Raw genomic sequence first — 19,137 nt, forward strand, 5'->3', positions numbered from 1 at the left:
GGAAACTCTGCCCGGAAGCGCCACCCATGACCGAAACGACCCCCACCAGCGATCTGGATGCCGCGATGATCCGCCTTGCCGCCGCGCCCGAGGACAGCCGCGCCGAGGTCGACGCGCGTCTGGCCTTCCACGCGGAACTCAGCCGGGCCGAACTGTTCGTGCTGCTGGAAACCGAGGTCGTCGGCGACGCGATGCAACCCCGGGTCTTCGATCTGTCAGACATGCGCGCCGTGCTGGCCTTCGACAGCGAGTTGCGGCTGGCCGGTTTCGCCGGCGAGGCCGCGCCCTATGCCGCACTGCCCGGCCGTGTGATGGTCAACATGCTGGCGGCCTCGGGCGAGGGGCTGGCGCTTCTGGTCAATGCCGATGCCGAACACGCGCAGCTGATGAGCGCCGAGGCGTTGGAATGGCTGGCCGCGACGCTGGCCGCCCCCGCACCGACCGAGGGGCAGGCAGTGCCCGAGGGTTTCGCGCCCATCGACCTGCCCGACAGCGTGCGCCAGCCACTGGTCACCGCATTGGAGCGCCGGCTGTCCGGCATGCCGGGGCTGGAGACGGCGGTGCTGGCCGGGGTGCAATGGCAGGGCGGGGCGCGCGGCCACGTCTTGGCGCTGGCGGGCCTGCCCGACACCGCGCAGCCGGCGATTGCCCGCGCCGTGTCCGAGGCGCTGGCGCTCTCGGGGCTGGAAGGCGGGGCGCTGGATGTGATCTTCCCGCCCGAGCGGGCGATGAAGGCGATTGCCGCCGTCGGTTTCGCCTTGTCCCCCGCGCCCTTCGCCATGCCCGAGGATCAGGTGGTCTCGCCCGGCTCGAATCCGGGCATGGACCCGGCGCGCCCGCCCAAGCTGCGCTGAGCCATGTTCCGCTGGATCGGCCAACGCCTCGGTGCGTTCCTCGAACGCGACCACCCGGCGCAGCAGCCCTTGGTGGCACAGGATCATGCCGCGCTGACGGCGGCGATCCGCGTCGGCGACGTGCTGCTGGTCGAGGGGCGGGCGAAGGTCTCGTCGGCGATCAAGTACCTGACGCAGAGCACATGGTCGCATGCCGCGCTGTGTGTGAAGGATCTCAGCGCCGGAGACGGGCAGGTGGATCTGGTCGAGGTCACCATCGAGGACGGTGCGCATCGCGTGCCGTTGTCGAAATACAGCGGCTTCAACACCCGTCTGTGCCGCGCCGCCGGCCTGTCCGAGGACGAGCGCACCGCCGTGGCCCAGTTCATGAGCGACAATATCGGTCTGCGCTATGACACCCGGAACATCATCGACCTTGCGCGCTATCTGCTGCCGACCCCGCCGGTGCCGACCCGCTGGCGGCGCAAGCTGCTGACGCTCGGTTCAGGGGATCCGACGCGGGCGATCTGTTCCTCGCTGGTCGCGCAGGCCTTCGAGAGCGTGCACTACCCGATCCTGCCCGAGATCGAGATGCTGCGCGAGCCGACCGGGCGGCCCCTCGGCACGGTCTGGCGTCAGCGCCATGCCTCGCTGATCGTACCGCGGGATTTCGACCTCTCGCCCTATTTCGCTGTGGTCAAACCGACCCTGCACCGGGGCTTCGATCATCACCGGATCCCGTGGGAGTCGCCTGCGGCGGTCGAAAACACCGCAAAAAGTGTGGGGTAAAATAATACCCAAATCGCAAGACATTGTTTTATAATGATTTATCCGGCGATGCGGGTGAAAAAGGGCTCTTGACCTGTCGCGGCATATCGCTAGAACACGGCCATCCCGCGCCGGGGTTCGCTTCGGTTGCGACTCCCCTTCTCATTTTCAGGGCTGGACCATGAAAACCTACACCGCGAAACCGGCGGAGATCGAGAAGAAGTGGATCCTGATCGACGCTGAGGGCGTCGTTCTGGGCCGCCTCGCCACGATCGTCGCCAACATCCTGCGTGGCAAGAACAAGCCGACCTTCACGCCGCACATGGACATGGGCGACAACGTGATCATCATCAACGCCGACAAGGTGCAGATGACCGGCAACAAGCGCGCCGACAAGAAATACTACTGGCACACCGGCCACCCGGGCGGCATCAAGTTCCGCACCGCGGAGCAAGTGCTGGAAGGCGCCCACCCCGAGCGCGTCGTGATCAAGGCCGTCGAGCGCATGATCTCGCGTAACCGTCTGGGCCGTCAGCAGATGACGAACCTGCGCGTCTACGCCGGCACCGAGCATCCGCATGAAGCTCAGCAGCCGACCGTCCTCGACGTCAAGTCGCTCAACCCGAAAAACACCCGGAGCGCCTGATCATGGCCGATGAGATCAAATCCCTCGACGCGCTGAAAGACGCCGTCGCCGGCGCCGCCTCGGCCTCGACCGCTGCCGCGGAAGGCACCGAAGCCGCCGCCTCCCGCGAACCCAAGCGTGACGCCCTCGGCCGCGCCTATGCCACCGGCAAGCGTAAGGACGCGGTTGCTCGCGTCTGGATCAAGCCGGGCTCGGGCAAGGTCACCGTCAACGGCAAGGAAATCAACGCGTATTTCGCGCGTCCGGTGCTGCAGATGATCCTGCGCCAGCCGTTCCAGATCGCCAACGTGGAAGGTCAGTTCGACGTCTACGCCACCGTCGTCGGTGGTGGTCTGTCGGGCCAGGCCGGTGCCGTGAAGCACGGTATCTCGAAGGCTCTGCAGCTGTACGATCCGTCGCTGCGTGGCGCTCTGAAAGCCGCTGGCTTCCTGACCCGCGACGCCCGTACGGTCGAGCGTAAGAAATACGGTAAGCGCAAGGCTCGCCGCAGCTTCCAGTTCTCGAAGCGCTGATCTTCGGAACTTTGGTTCTCGGAAAACGCGGTCCCTCGGGGCCGCGTTTTTCATGGGCGTGACTTACTCGTGCCAATAGGCCCAAGGCGGTCGCCGCAATTGCGCCAGCGCGAAGGGCAGCTCATAGGCGCCGTTCGCCTCGGCACTCCGGGCGCAGGTGGCTTCCACCTCGGGCTGCGGTCCGGCCGTGTAAAGCGCCAGTTGGTAATGCGGCGCCCAGACCAGCGTGCAGAGGGGCGTGAACCCCTGTTCCTCGACATAGCTCCACAGCGCCGCGTGGCGGTCCGGCCGGTCGACGATCCCCTCGGCATCCGCCAGAAACCCGACGAGCGCCGGGTTGTATTGCCGCAGCACCTCGGGCCCCAATCCCTCACGGGCGACAAGCGCGCTGGCCAGCCCGATCGTGTCCAGCGCCCGCCGATCCGCATGGAAGGCCGGCGCACCGGCATCCTGAAGCGCGAAGGCCTCGATCTCGCTGTCGGCAATCGCCCGGCCGAGCGCAACATGCGCGGTCAACAGCCGCGGATAATAATTGGCGATGCCGAGGTGGTCGCCGAGGCTCCAGCTGTGCCAGCCGAAGGCCAGCACATAGGCCGTCAGTCCGAGTGTCGCCGTTCCCGGCTTCGTCGCATGGGACAGGGCCCAGCCCAGATACAGCGCCATCGGCAGGGCGATCTGAAACGGGAACCGCTGCAGGTAGTTCATCAGCAGGTCCGAGCCGGCGTAGGAATAGCCGACCGCGCCGAAATACGCGATCAACAGCAACCCCGTGCGCCGGTTGCCCCAGAGCGCCACGGCCAAGCCGGGCAGGGCATAGGGCAGGATCCGCAGCGCCTGTGCCCCTGAGAAGCCATCGCCGGCCTTGACGTAATAGGTGTTGGGCAGGGCCGAGCCGAACCACCACAGGTGAAACCCGAAATATACCCCCGCCAACAACCCAAGCGCGAGGCTATGCCGCACGACCCGCGCCCAATCGGCGCGGGCCATGACCAATGCCAGCGGATGCAGGGCGAAAAGCAACCACGCTTCGGGCCGGGTCAGTACCAGCACGGCGACCATGCCGAGGGCCAGCCGCCAATCCCGCCGCTCCTGCGCGATGAACCACAGGGCCAGTGCGCCGCCATAAAGTAGTGTCTCCAGCCCCGAAAAGGCATGCGCCACCGTCGCCGGCACTGCCATCAGCAGCGCCAGCACGAAGCGCATCAGCGCCCTGTCCCCGGCCAGCCGCAGGAAGGCCCAACAGAGCAGGCCCAGCAGCGCGAGCGAGATCAGCTTGAACGTCAGCACCATGTCCCAACCCAGCCCCGCGGGCAGGATCGAGGCGAGGGCGTAGATCGGGTTGGTATAGGCCTGCGCCAGATCGAAACCGTCGGGGTTATAGGCCCAGATCCCGTGCCGGATCAGCGTCAGCCCGTAGCGCCAGGTGATGAAGGCATCGTCCACGGTAAAGCGCGCGAAGATCCACAGGTTGGCCGCGACCACCAGCAACAGAAGGGCGGTGATCGTCGTCAACATGCGGGGAGGGGTCACGGCGCTTCTCCTGTCTTTGCGGCACGATAGGGGCGGCTCCTCTTGTGGACAAGCGTAGGCTCTGCCTATCGTGCGCCCAGCCGTTGGAGAGCCCGCCATGTACAACCCCGCCCATTTCACCGAGGCCGATCAGGCACAGATCGAGGCGTTGATGCACGACAACCCGCTGGCGGCCCTGGTGGCGATGACGGGCGGGGGGCTCGATGCCAACCACCTGCCGCTCTTGCGCGATGGCGAGGGGTTTCTGGGCCATGTCGCACTGGCCAATCCGATGCACGAACAGGTGGCGGATGGCGCGCCGGTGCTCGCGATCTTCCGGGCCGGGCAGGGCTATGTCAGCCCGAACTGGTATCCGTCCAAGGCCGAGACGCATAAGGCGGTCCCCACCTGGAACTATCAGGTGGTGCATGTGCATGGCCGGATCACCTGGTCGCATGCCGAGAAGGACAAGCGCCGCGCCGTGGCCCTGCTGACCGCGCGGCATGAGAAGGCCGTGAACGGCGCGCAGGCGTGGAAGATGGGCGACGCGCCCGCCGATTTCCTCGACGATCTTCTGGGCAAGATCGTCGCCTTCCTGATCGAGGTCGACCGGATCGAGGGCAAGTCCAAACTCAACCAGAATCGCTCGGCCGCCGATGTCGCGGGCGTGGCCGAGGGGTTGGCGGGGCAGGGCAACGCGGCGCTCTCGGCGGCGATGCGGCGTGACGGGGCGCCCAAGGGCTGAGCAGCCTGTCACGGATCCATCGCATTCTGCGCATCGCGACCGGCTTGCCCCTTGCCCCGAGGCGGCCGACCTTCTAAAGGGTGCGCATCGCACAGCTTACGGGGGCCCGACCATGGAGCCTTGGCTCAGCCATCCTTTCGACGACGACAAGTTGAAGGAGGAGTGCGGCATTTTCGGCGCGGTGAACGTGCAGGATGCTGCCAACTTCGTGGCCTTGGGACTGCACGCGCTGCAGCACCGCGGGCAGGAAGCCGGAGGCATCATCACCTTCGATGCCGACCGCGGGTTCCAGTCCGCCCATCGCTTCGGCCTTGTCCGGGACAACTTCACCTCCGCCAAGCTGATGGAGACCCTGCCGGGGTCCATCGGCATCGGCCATGTCCGTTATTCGACCGCCGGCTCCAAGGGCGCGACCGCGATCCGCGACGTGCAGCCCTTCTTCGGCGAATTCTCGATGGGCGGCGCGGCGATTGCGCATAACGGCAACATCACCAATGCCGAGGCGATCCGGCGCGAGCTGATCGAGCGCGGCTCGATCTTCCAGTCCTCGTCGGATTCGGAATGCATCATCCACCTGATGGCGCGCTCGATCCAGAAGACCCATGCCGAACGCCTGAAGGACGCGCTGCGCCGCTGCGAAGGCGCGTTCTCGGTCATCGCCATGACCCGCACCAAGCTGATCGGCGTGCGCGACAAGCTGGGCGTCCGCCCGCTGGTGCTCGGTCGGATCGGGGATGGCTGGGCGCTGGCCTCGGAAACCTGCGCGCTGGACATCATCGGCGCCGAGTTCATCCGCGAGATCGAGCCCGGCGAAATGGTGGTGATCGACAAGAAGGGCGTCGTCTCGTCGCGTCCGTTCGAGCGCACCTCGCCGCGCTTCTGTATCTTCGAGCAGGTCTATTTCTCGCGCCCCGATTCGATCATCGGTGGCCGCTCGGTCTATGAGACCCGCCGCCAGATCGGGGTGGAACTGGCACGCGAAGCGCCCGTCGAGGCCGATCTCGTCTGCCCGGTGCCGGATTCGGGCACCCCGGCAGCCATTGGCTACAGCCAGGAATCGGGCATCCCCTTCGCCATGGGGATCGTGCGCAACCAGTACATGGGCCGCACCTTCATCGAGCCCTCCGAGCAGATCCGCAACATGGGCGTGCGCCTGAAGCTGAACGTGAACCGCGCTCTGATCGCCGGCAAGCGGGTGGTGCTGGTCGACGACTCGGTGGTGCGCGGGACGACCTCGCAGAAGATCAAGGAAATGATCCTCGAAGCGGGCGCCAAGGAGGTGCATTTCCGCATCGCCTCGCCGCCCACGACCTGGCCGTGCTTCTACGGTGTCGACACGCCTGAACGCTCGAAACTGCTGGCCGCCCGGATGACCGAGGACGAGATGCGCGATTTCATCGGCGTTGACAGCCTCAAGTTCGTCTCGCTGGATGGCCTGTACCGCGCCGCCGGTGAGGTCGAGGGCCGCAACAACAGCTGCCCGCAGTTCTGCGACGCGTGTTTCTCGGGCGAATATCCGGTCGCGCCGTCCGACATGATCGAGCGCGGCTTCGAACTGAAGGCTGCCGAGTAAGCCATTGGCTCAAAGCAAGAAGGCCCGGCAGCGATGCCGGGCCTTCTTGTGTTATGTCGAGCCGTCAGCCGCGGATTTCCTGACAGAAGGCGGTCGCGAAGGGCTCGGAGCGGCGGTTAAAGCGAGAGACGTAGCAGGCGAGCGCCTGGTTGCCCGAGCGCGTCCCGAAGATAGTGGCCTGAATCTGCTGGTCACCGATGTAGTACCGCGCTTCCTCTGGCATGGGCAGCGGGCGTCCGTCTGGCAGGGTGACGACCGCGACCCGCTCACCTTGGCGGCGATACCAGGCTACGACGGCTTCGCGCGGTTCGTAGTCCGGCGAGCAGATCCGGACACCATAGCCGCGCCAGCCATCATATTCGCCCAGCGACCGCGCAATGGTCGACACGGTTTCCGCGCAATAGGCGTTGCGCAGGGCGTGTTCCAGCTCAGCTTCGGGAATGGTCGGGAAGCGCGCGGGCGTCTGGGCGCTAGCGGCGAGGGGGAGGGCGAGAAGGGCGGAGATTGCTACGGCAAGATGCTTGATCCGGGGCATGAAACCTCTGGCTTGAGATGGGGTCCCACGGCGGAGACGGGTCCTCAGGTTGATTGTCAAAGCAATCGGTTGCAAGTCCATGGATTCCGTACCTTTCTCGCGACGTCCTAATGCGCATGCCCGCGGTGATGCGCCCGCTCTTCCCCCGCCTTGCGCAAGATCTGCACCGAGGACGACAGGAACAGCCCGGCCATGGCCACCGCGACGATAAGGTCCGGCCAGCCCGAGTTGAACCAGGCCACTGCCACGGCCGCGGCTATCACCGCCACATTGCCGATGGCGTCGTTGCGCGAGCACAGCCAGACAGACCGGACGTTCGAATCGCCGTCCTTCCAGCGCATCAGGATCAACACCGAGGCCACGTTGGCCGCCAGTGCGGCAAAGCCCACCGCGCCCATCACTTCGGCCCGCGGCACCTCCGGTCCCAGCATGTCCCAGACAGCAAAGCCGAACACCGCCAGCCCCATCAGGGCCAGTGAGATCCCTTTCAACTGCGCAGCCCGCGCGCGCGTGGTGATCGGTTGTCCGATCACCGCCAGCGACAGCGCATAGGTCGCGGCATCGGCGGCAAAGTCCAGCGCGTCCGCCTGCAGCGCGCGGCTGCCCGACAGCGCCCCCGCCGTCATCTCGACGAGGAACAACCCGCCGTTCAGCAAGATTACCGCGATCAATGCGCGGCGATAGGCGGGCGAGGCGCCGTCGAAATCGTGGTCGTGGTCATGGGGCATCTTTCGCCCTCCGCTTGTTTTGTCTTGCCACCGGTCCTACGTCCTACAGCGACTGTAGAAGCAAGAGGTATTTTCGATGCGCGATCTGACCATAGGTGAGGCGGCGCGCCAGAGCGGCGTGAAGGTCAATACCATCCGCTTCTACGAAGATCGCGGACTGCTGCCCGAGGCTCCGCGCACCGACTCGGGCCGCCGCCTCTATGATCGGGATGCCGTCGCACGCCTGTCCTTCATTCGGCACGCGCGTGATCTGGGCTTCCCGTTGGAGGACGTGCAGACCTTGCTGGAATTGCAGGGCCAGCCGGGTGCCTCCTGTGCGCCTGCCGATTCGCTGGCCCGGCAACATCTCAAAGCTGTCGAGGCGCGGATCGCCGCCCTGCAGGCCCTGCAAGCCGAACTGCAGCGCATGGTGGGCGGCTGCCACGGCGATGATATTGCTCATTGTCGCGTCATCGAAAGCCTTGCCGATCACGCCATGTGCGATCACGATCATGGTCGGATGGGCGATGTCGGACCCGGGGCTGCGGTCAGTGTCGCTGGCAGTGGATCCGTGTCGGATTGAGACTTGCCATTGGATTACGTTCAGGGTTGTCTAGAAACTCGGACGACGTGGTCCGGCTGAGGGAACTGGAATGACTTATTCGGGCTTTCGTGTCTTCACGCAGGGGCTGACCGGCAACAAGGGCTGGACCAAGGCCTGGCGGCAACCCGATCCCAAGACGGAATACGACATCGTCATCATCGGCGGTGGCGGACATGGCCTGTCGACGGCGTACTACTTGGCCAAGAACCACGGGCTGAAGAACATCGCCGTGCTGGAGAAGGGTTATCTCGGTGGCGGCAATGTCGGCCGGAACACGACCATCGTCCGCGCGAACTATTTTCTGCAAGGGAATTCCGAGTTCTACAGCCATTCCTTGAAGCTGTGGGAAGGCCTCGAATCCGAGCTGAATTATAATGTCATGCATTCGCAGCGGGGGCTGATCAACCTGTTCCACTCGGACGGTCAGCGCGATGCCTTCGCCCGGCGCGGCAATGCGATGCTGGCGCAGGGCGACGATGCCGAGCTTCTCGACCGCGAGGGCGTGCGCAAGATCCTGCCCTATCTCGATTACGACCAGGCGCGCTTCCCGATCTATGGCGGCCTCTACCACCGCCGCGGCGGTTCGGCCCGCCATGATGCCGTGGCCTGGGGCTTTGCCCGCGGCGCCGACCGGCGCGGGGTGGATCTGATCCAGAATTGCGAAGTGACCGGCATCGACGTCGCGAATGGCAAGGTGACCGGCGTGCAGACCACGCGCGGGCCCATCCGCGCGAAGAAGGTTGCGATGGTCGCCGCCGGTCGCTCCAGTCAGGTCGCCGCGATGGCCGGCATGCGCCTGCCCATCGAGAGCCATATCCTGCAGGCCTTCGTGACCGAGGGGCTGAAGCCGGTAATCGACCATGTGATCAGCTTCGGCATGGGCCATTTCTACATCAGCCAGTCGGACAAGGGCGGCCTCGTCTTCGGCGGCGATCTGGATTTCTACGCCTCCTACGCCGCGCGCGGCAACCTGCCGATGGTCGAGCATGTGATGGAGGCCGGCATGACCCTGATGCCGATGATCGGCCGGGCCAAAGTGCTGCGGTCCTGGGGCGGGATCATGGATATGTCGCCCGATGGATCGCCCATCATCGACAAGACCCATATCGACGGGCTCTTCGTCAATTGTGGCTGGAATTACGGGGGGTTCAAGGCCGTTCCTGCCTCGGGCTGGTGCCTCGCGCACCTCATGGCCACCGGCGAGCCGCACCCCGTCGCCGCGAAGTTCCGCCTCGACCGTTTCCGCACCGGGCGGAACATCATGGACGAGGAAGGCACCGGTTCGCAGCACAACCTGCACTGATGTCAGACATTTGCTCCGGCGCCTGCCGGGGCCGCGACCGAAGTTCTTGGGCCTGGCCCGTTGGAGTGAGAGATGCGCATCCCCTGTCCCTGTTGCGGTGACCGCGACCGGCGAGAATACACCTACTACGGCGCCGCCGATTTCCTGGACCGCCCGGCAGAAGATGCCGGTCTCGAGGCTTGGGACAACTACCTGCACCTGCGCGACAACCCTGCCGGGGTCACGCGCGATTTGTGGTATCACGACCCGTGCCAAAGCTGGGTCGAGGTCGAGCGCAACACCGTCACGCATGAGGTCCTCTCGACCCGTTTCGTGAGCGCGAAAGCGGGGGCCAGCGCATGACCCAGTCGCACCGCATTCCCGGCAAGGGCCTGATGATCGATCGCACGCGGCCCGTGCGCTTCACCTTCGACGGCAAGGGCTATGAGGGCTTTGCCGGCGACTCTGTCGCCTCGGCGCTTCTGGCCAATGGCGAGCGGCTGATCGGCCGGTCCTTCAAGTATCACCGCCCGCGCGGGGTGATGGCGGCGGGGTCCGAGGATCCCAACTCTCTCATCGAAGTGCATGAAAACGGGCAACAAACGCCCAACGTGCGCGGCACGATGCAGGAGATCTTCGAGGGGCTCGACGCGCGCAGTCAGAACCATGTCGGGCCGCTGAATTTCGACCTGATGGCGGTCAACGACCTGCTCGCGCCCTTCTTCTCGGCGGGCTTTTACTACAAGACCTTCATGTGGCCGCGCGCTTTCTGGGAGAAGCTCTACGAGCCCGCGATCCGTCGCGCGGCGGGTCTGGGCCGCCTCTCTGGCAAGCATGACATGGGGCTCTACGAGAAGGCCTTCGCCTTCTGCGATCTCCTCGTGATCGGTGCGGGGCCGGCGGGCCTGATGGCGGCGCTGACTGCTGCGCGCGCGGGCGCCGAGGTGATCCTCGCCGACGAGGACCGGCGCATGGGCGGCCGTCTGCTGGCCGATCAGCCCGAGGTCGACGGGCAGAACGGCGCCGATTGGGCAGCGTCGGTGGTGGCAGAACTCGCCGCGATGCCGAATGTCACGCTGATGACCCGCACCACGGTGACCGGCGTCTATGACGACGGCACGTTCGGCGCGCTGGAGCGGGTGAGCCTGCACCGCGCCCCGGGCGAGGCGCCGCGCGAGTGTTTCTGGCGCATCCATGCCAAGCGCGCCTTGCTGACGGCGGGCGCGCTGGAGCGGCCGATCGCGCATCCCGACAACGACCGGCCTGGCGTCATGCTGGCCTCGGGCCTTGTCGGGCAGATGGGCAAGTTCGGTGTGAACCCAGGCAAGGTCGTCATCTTCTCGAACAACGATTCCGGTCTGCACACGGCCCGCAGCCTCACCGCACAAGGGATTGAAATCGCCGCCTATGTCGATCCGCGTCCGCTGCCGGTGACGGAAGAATTCCCGGTCTATGCCGAGGCTGAAGTCGTCGGCACGCGCGGGCGGCTGGGGCTGAAGGATGTTTCGATCCGGCACAAGGGCGGCACCTCGGTGATCGCGGCGCGGACTCTCGCGCTCTCGGGCGGCTGGAACCCGACGATGCATCTGGCTTGCCATCTCAACGGACGGCCGGAATGGTCGCCCGAGCTGGCGGCTTTCGTGGCAAAGCCCGGCATGGTGCCGGGGATGAGCGTCAGTGGCTCGGCCGCAGGGTTCATGTCCACCCGCGCGGCGCTGCTGGACGGCCACCAGAAGGCAGCAGCGGCCTTGATCGAACTGGGCCTCTCGGTGCCCGAGATTTCGGTGCCGGAGTCCGAGGATCGGCCTTGGGCGATCTCGCCCCTGTGGGCTGTCGATGCGGGCGGTCGGGCGTGGCTCGACTTCGCCAATGACGTGACCACCAAGGACGTCAAACTGGCGGCACAGGAAGGCTATTCCAGCGTCGAGCATATGAAGCGCTACACGACGCAGGGCATGGCGCCGGATCAGGGGAAAACGTCAAACGTTTCCGCGCTGGCGGTGCTGGCTGAGGCGACCGGGAAGGGGATTCCCGCAACCGGGACGACCACTTACCGCCCGCCCTTTATCCCCGTCTCTATCGCCTCGATGGGCGCGGGCGGCCGTGGCGAGGGCTTCGCGCCGCAGCGTCTGCTGACGTCGGACGCCAAGACCCGCGCGATGAAGGCGCCGATGATCGAGGCCGGGCTCTGGTACCGCCCGAGCTATTTCCCGCGTGCGGGCGAGACGGATTGGCGAACGGCGGCGGACCGCGAGGTGCTGACGGTGCGCGAGCATGTCGGTGTCTGCGATGTCTCGACTTTGGGCAAGATCGACGTGCAAGGCGCTGATGCGGCTCGGTTCCTCGATTTCGTCTATACCAACACCATGTCCACGCTGAAGCCGGGCCGCGTGCGCTATGGCCTCATGCTGCGCGAGGATGGCATGGTCATGGACGATGGCACCTGTGCGCGCGTGGCCGAGGACCATTTCGTTGTTACCACCACGACCTCGGGCGCTGGGCAGGTCATGCGGCATATGGATTTCGTCCATCAGGCCTTCTGCGCCGATTGGGATGTCCGGATGATCTCGGTCACCGAGGCTTGGGCGCAATTCGCCATCGCCGGTCCCAAGGCCAAGGCCGTGCTGGCCACTTTGGGCGAGATGCCATCGCTGCCCTTCATGGGCTGTGCGGATGTCACCATCGGCGGGGTGAAGGGGCGGCTGTTCCGGATCTCGTTCTCGGGTGAGGAGGGCTATGAGGTTGCCGTGCCGACCCGCTTTGGCACCGCGCTTTTCGACCATCTCGTCGCCACTGCCGAGGGGATGGAGGGCTGCGCCTATGGCATGGAGGCCCTGAACGCGCTGCGCGTCGAGAAGGGCTTCATCACCCATGCCGAGATCCATGGCCGGGTGACCGCCGACGATGTGGGCCTGGGCAAGATGGTCAGCGCCAAGAAGGATTGCATCGGCAAGGCGGCCTCGCAGCGGCCCGGTCTGTTCGAGGACCGCGAGCAGCTGGTGGGCCTGATGCCGGTCAATCAGGGCGAGACGCTCTCCGCCGGCGCACATCTGTATAACGAGAAGGACCCGGCGCAGCGGGAGTTCAATCAGGGCTATGTCACCTCGGTCGCACCTTCGCCGACGATGGGCTGCTGGCTGGGTCTGGGCTTCCTGAAGAACGGGCGCGCGCGCTATGGCGAGGTGATCCGACTCGACGACGGGTTGCGCGGCCGCAAGGTGCTGGTGGAAGTCTGCAACCCGGTGTTCTTCGATCCTGAGGGAGGGCGGATGCGTGATTGATCTGATTGCCAAACCGGCCGTGAGCGGCCTTCCGGTCAGCCATGGTGGCTGCACGCTGTCGGCCTTCGACGCGGGGCCGGTCACCTCGATCGCGCCCTATCCGGGGCGCGACCTGTCCGCCGTGCTGCCGTTCCCGGCGCCGGGAACGGTCTCCGACTACCAGAGCGGTCGCCTGATCTGGGCGGGGCGCGACATGGCCTTCCTGACGGGTGTGGCCGCGCCGGATCTGTCCGGGCTGGCGGCGGTGACCGATCAGAGCGACGGCTGGGTCTGGGCCTTGCTGGAGGGCGCGTCGGTCGAGGCGGTTCTCGCGCGGCTCTGCCCGCTGGATCTGCGCCTGCGCAGCTTTGCGGTCGGATCCTCGGCACGGTCGATGTTGCAGCATCTGCCGATCCTTCTGGTCCGCACGGGGCCGGAGAGCTTCCAGATCGCCAGCTTCCGCTCAATGGCCGGGACACTGGTGCATGAGCTGGAGATCGCCATTAAAGGCGTCGCGGCGCGAGCCTCGCTCTGATCCATCAAGGCGGGTTGGGTAGACAACAGGCCCCGGTGCTGCCAGCATCGGGGCCTTACCTTTGAGACCGCATTTTGACGGAGATATTCGATGAAGACATTGCTTCGGGCCCTTTTGGCCGCGATGGTGCTTGCCTTGAGCCTGCCGTTGCTTTCCCCGACCCAAGCCAAGGCCGAGACCTTCCGCTACGAGCAGATCGACCCTCAGCTGCAGGCGCTCTTGCGGCGCATGGCGCGGCTACGGGCGCAGGGCGTGATCGAGACGGTGACGCTGGGCGTCTCGACCTCGGACTGCCCGGCCGATTGCAATGACAGCGTGCGTGGCGGCATGTGCTATTGCGGGCGCAACGATGAAGGGGGATGCGACGACGGGCGGGATGAGACCACGCTAGGGGGCCGTCCCGCCTGCCGCGTGCGCCCGGAGACCGCCGAGCTGCGGGGCGAGGGGATCGAACGGCAGGTGCTGCAGATCCAGCGCATGCCCTGAGGGGAGGATCGTCGCGGGGGCTGTCAGCTGCCCGCGGCGACCACCATGTTCACTTGCCAATCGGTGCAGCGCGCGCGCAGGGGCGCGGGCAGGGGCCGGTTGGTGAACACCGTGTCCAAGACGGAGAGCGAGTCGATCCGCGCGGGCGCCGTCCGGCTCAGCTTCGAATGGTCGGTCACCAGCCACGCCTTGCGCGCCTGTGCGATCAGCGCGCGGCTCACGCCGACTTCCTGCATGTCATAATCCAGCATGTCCCCCTCGGCATCCAGCGCCGAGCAGCCGATCACCGCGATATCCACCTTGAATTGCCGGATCGCCGCCTCGGTCAGTGGCCCGGTCAGCCCGCCGTCCGAGCGCCTCAGCGTGCCGCCCGTCAGGATCACCTGACATTGCGGATTGTCGGCGAGGATATTGGCCACGTTCATGTTGTTGGTGACCACCATCAGCCCGGCATGGCGGCGCAGCTCGCGCGCGACGGCCTCGGTCGTGGTGCCGATGGCGAGGAAGATCGAGGCCCCCTCGGGAATTGCTTCGGCGCAGGCGTGGGCGATGGCGCGCTTGTCGTCGGCGTTGAGGGCCGCGCGCTCTTGGTAGCCGATATTCACCGTGCCCGAGCGCAGGATCGCCCCGCCGTGTACCCGCTCCAGCTTGCCGGCATCGTCCAGCTCGGCAAGGTCGCGGCGGATGGTCTGGGCGGTCACCCCGAAGCGCGTCGCGAGCCCGTCGACCGTCACGCGCCCTTCGGTGCGGGCGATTTCCAGGATCTCGGGCAGGCGGAAGCCCTGGGCCATGATTCGTATCCTTTTGCTCGATTGTTGCGCCCGATACTCCATCTTTCAAGCGAAGGGCGGAAAAACGCGCATTCGCGCGGGTATTCGCGCCGAAAGTCGCGGGGGTCTCTGTTGAAATGTCACAAAAACGCGTATATTCGCGTATAAACGAAAGCGATCGAACGTAACGACCCGAGTCGCGCCTCAGCGGCGCCAGAGCTTGCCATGACCGACATCCCGACTTCCGACCTCTACGACCTCGTCATCATTGGCGGGGGGATCAACGGCTGCGGCATCGCCCGCGACGCGGCGGGCCGGGGCCTGAAGGTGCTGGTGGCCGAGAAGGGGGATCTGGCGGGTGCGACCTCCTCGGCCTCGACCAAGCTGTTTCATGGCGGCCTGCGCTATCTGGAGTATTTCGAGTTCCGGCTGGTGCGCGAGGCGCTGATCGAGCGGGAGACGCTGCTGCGCGCGATGCCGCATATCTCGTGGCCGATGCGTTTCGTGCTGCCGTATCATGCGGGCATGCGCTTTGATGGCGAGACGCCGACGTCGAAGCTGCTGTCCTTCTTCATGCCGTGGCTGAAGGGGCGGCGGCCGGCGTGGCTGATCCGGCTGGGGCTGTTCCTCTATGACAACCTCGGCGGACGGAAGATCCTGCCGGGCACGACGAAGCTGGACCTGACGCAGGCGCCGGAAGGCGCGCCGCTGCAGGACCAGTTCCGCATGGCCTATGAATATTCGGATTGCTGGGTGCAGGATTCGCGGCTGGTCGCGCTGAACGCCCGCGATGCTCAGGCCCGCGGGGCGGAGATCCTGACCCGCACCAAGGTCACCGAGGCGAAGGTCGAGGACGGCATCTGGACCGTCACTCTGGGCGATCGGCAGGTCCGCGCGAAAGGCTTGGTCAACGCGGCAGGCCCCTGGGCGGGCGAGGTGATCAAGGACGTGCTGCATTCGGGCTCGAAAGAGCATGTCCGGCTGGTGCGCGGCTCGCATATCGTGACGCCCAAGCTCTATGACCATGACAAGGCGTATTTTTTCCAAGGCCGCGACGGGCGGATCATCTTCGCGATCCCCTATGAGCAGGACTTCACGCTGATCGGCACGACAGATGCGGAACACTCGGACCCGGACACGCCGCCGCGCTGCACGGAGAGCGAGCGCGACTATCTCTGCGCCTTTGCCTCCGGGTATTTCAACCGCGCGATCACGCCTGCGGACGTGGTTTGGACCTATTCCGGCGTGCGGCCACTCTACGACGACGGCGCGCGCTCGGCCACGGCGGCGACGCGGGATTATGTGCTGACCTTGGATAACGGGGCAGGGGCGCCGGTGCTCAATGTCTTCGGCGGCAAGATCACCACCTATCGCCGTCTCGCGGAATCGGCGCTGGAAAAGCTGGGCGCACATCTGCCGATGTCGGGCAAGTGGACGGCGGGTGTGGCGCTGCCGGGCGGGGATTTCCCGGTCGATGGTGTCGCCGCGCTGATCGCCGAACTGCGCGCGCGCCATCTGTTCCTGACCGAGGCTTGGGCCACCCGCCTGATCCGCGCCTATGGCACCGAGGCGGCAGAGATCCTGTCAGGCGCCACTTCCTCCGTAGATCTGGGCGAGGATTTTGGCGCCAGCCTGACCGCGCGCGAGGTCGATTGGCTGATGGACCGCGAATTCGCCAAGGGGGCCGAGGACGTGCTCTGGCGGCGCTCGAAACTGGGGCTGCACATGACGGCAGCGCAGATCGACCGGGTCGGGGCCTACATGACCGAACGGACGCGCGCAGAGGCGTGAGCGGAAAACTGGCCGATCCCCGTTCCCCTTGGCGGAAACCCGCGCTAGGGTGCGCGCCAAATGCGCAAAGGAGACCGTCATGGCCGAGATCAAGGACCCCGAGAACACCATCCTGCTGGAGCTGAAATCCGGCACCGTCACCATCGAGCTGCTGCCGGAAATCGCGCCGCTGCACGTCGAGCGGATGAAGGAACTGGCCCGCGCCGGCGCCTATGACGGCGTTGTCTTCCACCGCGTGATCGACGGCTTCATGGCCCAGACCGGCGATGTCGAGCATGGCAACAGCAGCAAGGAAAACTTCAACCTGCGCCGTGCCGGCACGGGTGGTTCGGATCTGCCGGACCTGAAGCAGGAATTCTCGGGCATCCCGCACGACCGCGGCACGATCGGTGCTGCCCGCTCGCAGAACCCGAACTCGGCCAACAGCCAGTTCTTCATCAACTTCAACGACAACCACTTCCTGAACCGCCAGTACACGGTCTATGGCCGCGTGATCGAGGGTATGGAGCATGTCGACAAGATCACCCGTGGTGAGCCGCCGGCGGACCCGGACACGATGATCTCGATGAAGGTGGCCGCCGATGCTGCGTCGTAATCTCCTCGCGCTGGCCGCGTCGGCACTGGCTTTGATGCCGTATGCCGCCTCGGCCTCGGATGCGCCGGCCGATGCGCCGCGCCTGACGATCCATGTCACCGGCGAGGCCGAGGGCGAGATCGTCATCGCCCTGCGCCCGGATCTGGCCCCGCAGCACGTCGAGCGTGTTCTGCAGCTGGCCCGTGACGGCGCCTACAACGGCGTCGTGTTCCACCGCGTGATCGACGGCTTCATGGCGCAGACCGGCGACGTACAGTTCGGTCGTGCCGGCGGCGATACCTCGCGCGCGGGCATGGGCGGCTCGGATCTGCCGGACCTGCCGGCCGAATTCTCGGGCGAGCCGTTTGCACGGGGCGTGGTGGGCATGGCCCGGTCGCAGAACCCGAACTCGGCTAACAGCCAGTTCTTCATCATGTTCGACTCGGCCCCGCATCTGAACGGCCAGTACACGGTCTTCGGTCAGGTAGTCGAAGGTCTGGACGTGCTGGACGCGATCAAGCGCGGCACCGGCGGCAACGGTGCCGTCGTCGGCGCGCCGGACGTGATGGCGGATGTGACCGTCACCGAGTGATCCAGGCAGGGCCGGGGGCAGAGATGCCTCCGGCCTTTCCCTTTGCCGCCTTTTTTCCGCTGGTCGTGATCTTTCCGCGATGCGGCGGGGCTTTATTTCCCCGGCGAGTTGCGGCATATGTCGGGGCAACGGACAGACCAAGGACATTGCCATGAACGCTTTGCTTCGCGCCCTCACCTGGTGGAACGGCCAGACCCTCGGCACGCAGCTGTTCACCTGGCGCAAAGGCGTCAAGGTCGGCGAAGATAGCCAAGGCAACATCTTCTACAAGTCGCGCGACGGCAAACGCCGCTGGGTCATCTACAACGGCGAGATCGAAGCCTCGCGCGTGGATGCCGACTGGCACGGCTGGCTGCACGGCACTTGGGACGAAACCCCGGCTGAGCGTCCGCTGGTCCACAAGACCTGGGAAAAGCCCCATGTCGAAAACCTCACCGGCACCGCCGCGGCCTATGTGCCCGCCGGTTCGCTGCGCCGCGTGAACCCCGTCGAGCGCCGCGACTACGAAGCCTGGCAGCCCGAGTAACATGGCCTATCGCGCCTGGGAGGTCGCCCTCGGCGCCGCAGTGATGCTCGTCGCTGCGGTGTTCGTCGTCTTCGCCCTGCGCTCGACCGGCGCGGCGCTGGGGAGCGCGGCCTCCTACGATCTGCAAGCCAGCTTCCGTTCGGCCGAAGGCGTCCGCCCCGGTACCGAAGTGCGTCTGGCCGGTGTAAAGATCGGCACCGTGACCGCGCTGACCCTCGATCCGCAGACCTTCCGCGCCATGCTGACACTTGGCGTCGATCAGGGCATCGAACTGCCCCTCGATTCGACGATCCAGGTTGCGCAGGAGGGGATCCTCGGTGGCACCTTCATCGAGATCCTGCCCGGCGGCGACATGGATAACCTGCAACCCGGCGACAGCTTCCAAGACACGCAAAGCGCGGTGAGCCTGATCACGCTGCTGCTGCGCGCCTTCACCGGCTCGGATGCCGCGGCGGATCCGCAATGATCCGGCGCGCGCTCCTCTCCGGCTTGGCCCTTTCCGCCGCTCTGATCGCCCCCGTCGCGGCGCAACAGGTCGACTGGCGCACCTTGGGCGAGGCCCTGCGCGACCAGCGTCCGATCACGCCTGAGATGTCGTCTGGGTCGGAGGCCGTTCTGCGCGCCTTGGACAAGGTCTCGGGCGAGGTCGACGACATCATGATCGCCGTCGGCGGCACGGTGAATTACGGCCGTCTCAGCATCAGCATGAGCGCCTGCCGCTTCCCGGCCGAGGACCCCGCGTCGGACGCTTTCGCCTTCCTGCAGATCACCGACACGCGCGGCGAAGAACAGGTGTTCCAAGGCTGGATGATCGCGTCCAGCCCGGCACTGAATGCCTTGGATCATCCGCGCTACGACGTCTGGGTCGTCAGCTGCAGTTGAGACGAGA

At 66.0% G+C, this 19,137-nt stretch carries 22 protein-coding genes; 18 read left to right on the forward strand and 4 right to left on the reverse strand.

Annotation, left to right across the window (positions count from 1 at the left end; all coding sequences use genetic code 11):
• Positions 1 to 26: 26 nt before the first annotated feature.
• The 4 genes from BCY78_RS15735 to rpsI all read left to right on the forward strand — a co-directional run bounded on the left by BCY78_RS15735 (position 27) and on the right by rpsI (position 2,759).
• Positions 27 to 854: an SseB family protein gene (locus tag BCY78_RS15735; RefSeq protein ID WP_068303851.1), complete on the forward strand. Its 828-nt coding sequence runs from the start codon at positions 27 to 29 to the stop codon at positions 852 to 854.
• A 3-nt stretch (positions 855 to 857) separates the two neighbouring features.
• Positions 858 to 1,622 carry a hypothetical protein gene (locus tag BCY78_RS15740; protein WP_068303852.1) on the forward strand — a complete coding sequence of 255 codons (765 nt, stop codon included), beginning with the start codon at positions 858 to 860 and terminating at the stop codon, positions 1,620 to 1,622.
• Positions 1,623 to 1,782: 160 nt separating this feature from the next.
• Positions 1,783 to 2,247, forward strand: coding sequence for a 50S ribosomal protein L13 (gene rplM, locus BCY78_RS15745; protein WP_068303854.1), 465 nt, complete (start codon positions 1,783 to 1,785; stop codon positions 2,245 to 2,247).
• Between the two features lie 2 nt (positions 2,248 to 2,249).
• Positions 2,250 to 2,759, forward strand: a complete 510-nt coding sequence (gene rpsI, locus BCY78_RS15750) for a 30S ribosomal protein S9 (RefSeq protein WP_068303856.1) — start codon at positions 2,250 to 2,252, stop codon at positions 2,757 to 2,759.
• A gap of 63 nt (positions 2,760 to 2,822) precedes the next feature.
• Here rpsI and BCY78_RS15755 read toward each other — a convergent pair whose 3' ends face one another.
• Positions 2,823 to 4,289 carry a hypothetical protein gene (locus BCY78_RS15755; protein WP_139103193.1) on the reverse strand — a complete coding sequence of 489 codons (1,467 nt, stop codon included), beginning with the start codon at positions 4,287 to 4,289 and terminating at the stop codon, positions 2,823 to 2,825.
• A gap of 97 nt (positions 4,290 to 4,386) precedes the next feature.
• On the opposite strand from BCY78_RS15755, the gene BCY78_RS15760 reads away from it, so the two are divergent.
• Positions 4,387 to 5,013 (forward strand): FMN-binding negative transcriptional regulator, encoded by a 627-nt coding sequence (locus tag BCY78_RS15760; protein ID WP_068303860.1) that lies wholly within the window; start codon positions 4,387 to 4,389, stop codon positions 5,011 to 5,013.
• Positions 5,014 to 5,125: 112 nt separating this feature from the next.
• Entirely contained in the window at positions 5,126 to 6,586 is a 1,461-nt protein-coding gene (gene purF / locus BCY78_RS15765; RefSeq protein ID WP_068303861.1) for an amidophosphoribosyltransferase, read from the forward strand.
• Between the two features lie 64 nt (positions 6,587 to 6,650).
• Here purF and BCY78_RS15770 read toward each other — a convergent pair whose 3' ends face one another.
• Together BCY78_RS15770 and BCY78_RS15775 are read right to left on the reverse strand one after the other, a co-directional pair.
• Positions 6,651 to 7,121: a hypothetical protein gene (locus BCY78_RS15770; protein ID WP_068303863.1), complete on the reverse strand. Its 471-nt coding sequence runs from the start codon at positions 7,119 to 7,121 to the stop codon at positions 6,651 to 6,653.
• Between the two features lie 107 nt (positions 7,122 to 7,228).
• On the reverse strand, positions 7,229 to 7,849 hold the full coding sequence (locus BCY78_RS15775; RefSeq protein WP_068303865.1) for a cation transporter: 621 nt from the start codon (positions 7,847 to 7,849) through the stop codon (positions 7,229 to 7,231).
• Positions 7,850 to 7,925: 76 nt separating this feature from the next.
• Between BCY78_RS15775 and BCY78_RS15780 the strand changes: the two genes are divergently transcribed.
• From BCY78_RS15780 to BCY78_RS15805, 6 genes are all read left to right on the forward strand, one after another.
• Entirely contained in the window at positions 7,926 to 8,411 is a 486-nt protein-coding gene (locus BCY78_RS15780; protein WP_068303866.1) for a helix-turn-helix domain-containing protein, read from the forward strand.
• A gap of 70 nt (positions 8,412 to 8,481) precedes the next feature.
• Entirely contained in the window at positions 8,482 to 9,735 is a 1,254-nt protein-coding gene (locus BCY78_RS15785) for a sarcosine oxidase subunit beta family protein (RefSeq protein ID WP_068303868.1), read from the forward strand.
• A gap of 72 nt (positions 9,736 to 9,807) precedes the next feature.
• Positions 9,808 to 10,077 carry a sarcosine oxidase subunit delta gene (locus BCY78_RS15790; RefSeq protein ID WP_068303870.1) on the forward strand — a complete coding sequence of 90 codons (270 nt, stop codon included), beginning with the start codon at positions 9,808 to 9,810 and terminating at the stop codon, positions 10,075 to 10,077.
• The gene (locus BCY78_RS15795; protein ID WP_068303871.1) at positions 10,074 to 12,995 is read left to right on the forward strand and encodes a sarcosine oxidase subunit alpha family protein; all 2,922 of its coding nucleotides are present in this window, start codon (positions 10,074 to 10,076) and stop codon (positions 12,993 to 12,995) included. The genes BCY78_RS15790 and BCY78_RS15795 overlap by 4 nt, the downstream gene beginning before the upstream one ends.
• On the forward strand, positions 12,988 to 13,509 hold the full coding sequence (locus BCY78_RS15800; RefSeq protein ID WP_068303873.1) for a sarcosine oxidase subunit gamma: 522 nt from the start codon (positions 12,988 to 12,990) through the stop codon (positions 13,507 to 13,509). Before BCY78_RS15795 ends, BCY78_RS15800 begins: the two co-directional genes overlap by 8 nt.
• A gap of 90 nt (positions 13,510 to 13,599) precedes the next feature.
• Positions 13,600 to 13,995, forward strand: a complete 396-nt coding sequence (locus BCY78_RS15805) for a hypothetical protein (protein ID WP_068303875.1) — start codon at positions 13,600 to 13,602, stop codon at positions 13,993 to 13,995.
• 23 nt (positions 13,996 to 14,018) lie between these two features.
• Here BCY78_RS15805 and BCY78_RS15810 read toward each other — a convergent pair whose 3' ends face one another.
• Entirely contained in the window at positions 14,019 to 14,786 is a 768-nt protein-coding gene (locus BCY78_RS15810; RefSeq protein ID WP_068303877.1) for a DeoR/GlpR family DNA-binding transcription regulator, read from the reverse strand.
• Between the two features lie 204 nt (positions 14,787 to 14,990).
• On the opposite strand from BCY78_RS15810, the gene glpD reads away from it, so the two are divergent.
• The 6 genes from glpD to BCY78_RS15840 all read left to right on the forward strand — a co-directional run bounded on the left by glpD (position 14,991) and on the right by BCY78_RS15840 (position 19,130).
• Positions 14,991 to 16,556 carry a glycerol-3-phosphate dehydrogenase gene (glpD, locus tag BCY78_RS15815; RefSeq protein ID WP_068303879.1) on the forward strand — a complete coding sequence of 522 codons (1,566 nt, stop codon included), beginning with the start codon at positions 14,991 to 14,993 and terminating at the stop codon, positions 16,554 to 16,556.
• A 79-nt stretch (positions 16,557 to 16,635) separates the two neighbouring features.
• Positions 16,636 to 17,151, forward strand: a complete 516-nt coding sequence (locus tag BCY78_RS15820) for a peptidylprolyl isomerase (RefSeq protein WP_068303880.1) — start codon at positions 16,636 to 16,638, stop codon at positions 17,149 to 17,151.
• The gene (locus tag BCY78_RS15825; RefSeq protein ID WP_083195081.1) at positions 17,138 to 17,722 is read left to right on the forward strand and encodes a peptidylprolyl isomerase; all 585 of its coding nucleotides are present in this window, start codon (positions 17,138 to 17,140) and stop codon (positions 17,720 to 17,722) included. Before BCY78_RS15820 ends, BCY78_RS15825 begins: the two co-directional genes overlap by 14 nt.
• A 151-nt stretch (positions 17,723 to 17,873) precedes the next feature.
• Positions 17,874 to 18,248, forward strand: coding sequence for an NADH:ubiquinone oxidoreductase subunit NDUFA12 (locus BCY78_RS15830; protein WP_068303882.1), 375 nt, complete (start codon positions 17,874 to 17,876; stop codon positions 18,246 to 18,248).
• Position 18,249: 1 nt separating this feature from the next.
• On the forward strand, positions 18,250 to 18,714 hold the full coding sequence (gene mlaD / locus BCY78_RS15835; protein ID WP_068303884.1) for an outer membrane lipid asymmetry maintenance protein MlaD: 465 nt from the start codon (positions 18,250 to 18,252) through the stop codon (positions 18,712 to 18,714).
• Entirely contained in the window at positions 18,711 to 19,130 is a 420-nt protein-coding gene (locus tag BCY78_RS15840; protein WP_068303885.1) for a DUF2155 domain-containing protein, read from the forward strand. Before mlaD ends, BCY78_RS15840 begins: the two co-directional genes overlap by 4 nt.
• Positions 19,131 to 19,137 lie beyond the last annotated feature (7 nt).

It is taken from the genome of Pararhodobacter sp. CCB-MM2 (genome assembly GCF_001691415.1).
Lineage (GTDB): Bacteria > Pseudomonadota > Alphaproteobacteria > Rhodobacterales > Rhodobacteraceae > Pararhodobacter.

Coding starts and splice junctions, on each gene's coding strand:
- BCY78_RS15735 (WP_068303851.1), top strand. CDS start 27: ATGACCGAAACGACCCCCACCAGCGATCTGGATGCCGCGATGATCCGC.
- BCY78_RS15740 (WP_068303852.1), top strand. CDS start 858: ATGTTCCGCTGGATCGGCCAACGCCTCGGTGCGTTCCTCGAACGCGAC.
- rplM (WP_068303854.1), top strand. CDS start 1,783: ATGAAAACCTACACCGCGAAACCGGCGGAGATCGAGAAGAAGTGGATC.
- rpsI (WP_068303856.1), top strand. CDS start 2,250: ATGGCCGATGAGATCAAATCCCTCGACGCGCTGAAAGACGCCGTCGCC.
- BCY78_RS15760 (WP_068303860.1), top strand. CDS start 4,387: ATGTACAACCCCGCCCATTTCACCGAGGCCGATCAGGCACAGATCGAG.
- purF (WP_068303861.1), top strand. CDS start 5,126: ATGGAGCCTTGGCTCAGCCATCCTTTCGACGACGACAAGTTGAAGGAG.
- BCY78_RS15770 (WP_068303863.1), bottom strand. CDS start 7,121: ATGCCCCGGATCAAGCATCTTGCCGTAGCAATCTCCGCCCTTCTCGCC.
- BCY78_RS15775 (WP_068303865.1), bottom strand. CDS start 7,849: ATGCCCCATGACCACGACCACGATTTCGACGGCGCCTCGCCCGCCTAT.
- BCY78_RS15780 (WP_068303866.1), top strand. CDS start 7,926: ATGCGCGATCTGACCATAGGTGAGGCGGCGCGCCAGAGCGGCGTGAAG.
- BCY78_RS15785 (WP_068303868.1), top strand. CDS start 8,482: ATGACTTATTCGGGCTTTCGTGTCTTCACGCAGGGGCTGACCGGCAAC.
- BCY78_RS15790 (WP_068303870.1), top strand. CDS start 9,808: ATGCGCATCCCCTGTCCCTGTTGCGGTGACCGCGACCGGCGAGAATAC.
- BCY78_RS15795 (WP_068303871.1), top strand. CDS start 10,074: ATGACCCAGTCGCACCGCATTCCCGGCAAGGGCCTGATGATCGATCGC.
- BCY78_RS15805 (WP_068303875.1), top strand. CDS start 13,600: ATGAAGACATTGCTTCGGGCCCTTTTGGCCGCGATGGTGCTTGCCTTG.
- BCY78_RS15810 (WP_068303877.1), bottom strand. CDS start 14,786: ATGGCCCAGGGCTTCCGCCTGCCCGAGATCCTGGAAATCGCCCGCACC.
- glpD (WP_068303879.1), top strand. CDS start 14,991: ATGACCGACATCCCGACTTCCGACCTCTACGACCTCGTCATCATTGGC.
- BCY78_RS15820 (WP_068303880.1), top strand. CDS start 16,636: ATGGCCGAGATCAAGGACCCCGAGAACACCATCCTGCTGGAGCTGAAA.
- BCY78_RS15825 (WP_083195081.1), top strand. CDS start 17,138: ATGCTGCGTCGTAATCTCCTCGCGCTGGCCGCGTCGGCACTGGCTTTG.
- BCY78_RS15830 (WP_068303882.1), top strand. CDS start 17,874: ATGAACGCTTTGCTTCGCGCCCTCACCTGGTGGAACGGCCAGACCCTC.
- mlaD (WP_068303884.1), top strand. CDS start 18,250: ATGGCCTATCGCGCCTGGGAGGTCGCCCTCGGCGCCGCAGTGATGCTC.
- BCY78_RS15840 (WP_068303885.1), top strand. CDS start 18,711: ATGATCCGGCGCGCGCTCCTCTCCGGCTTGGCCCTTTCCGCCGCTCTG.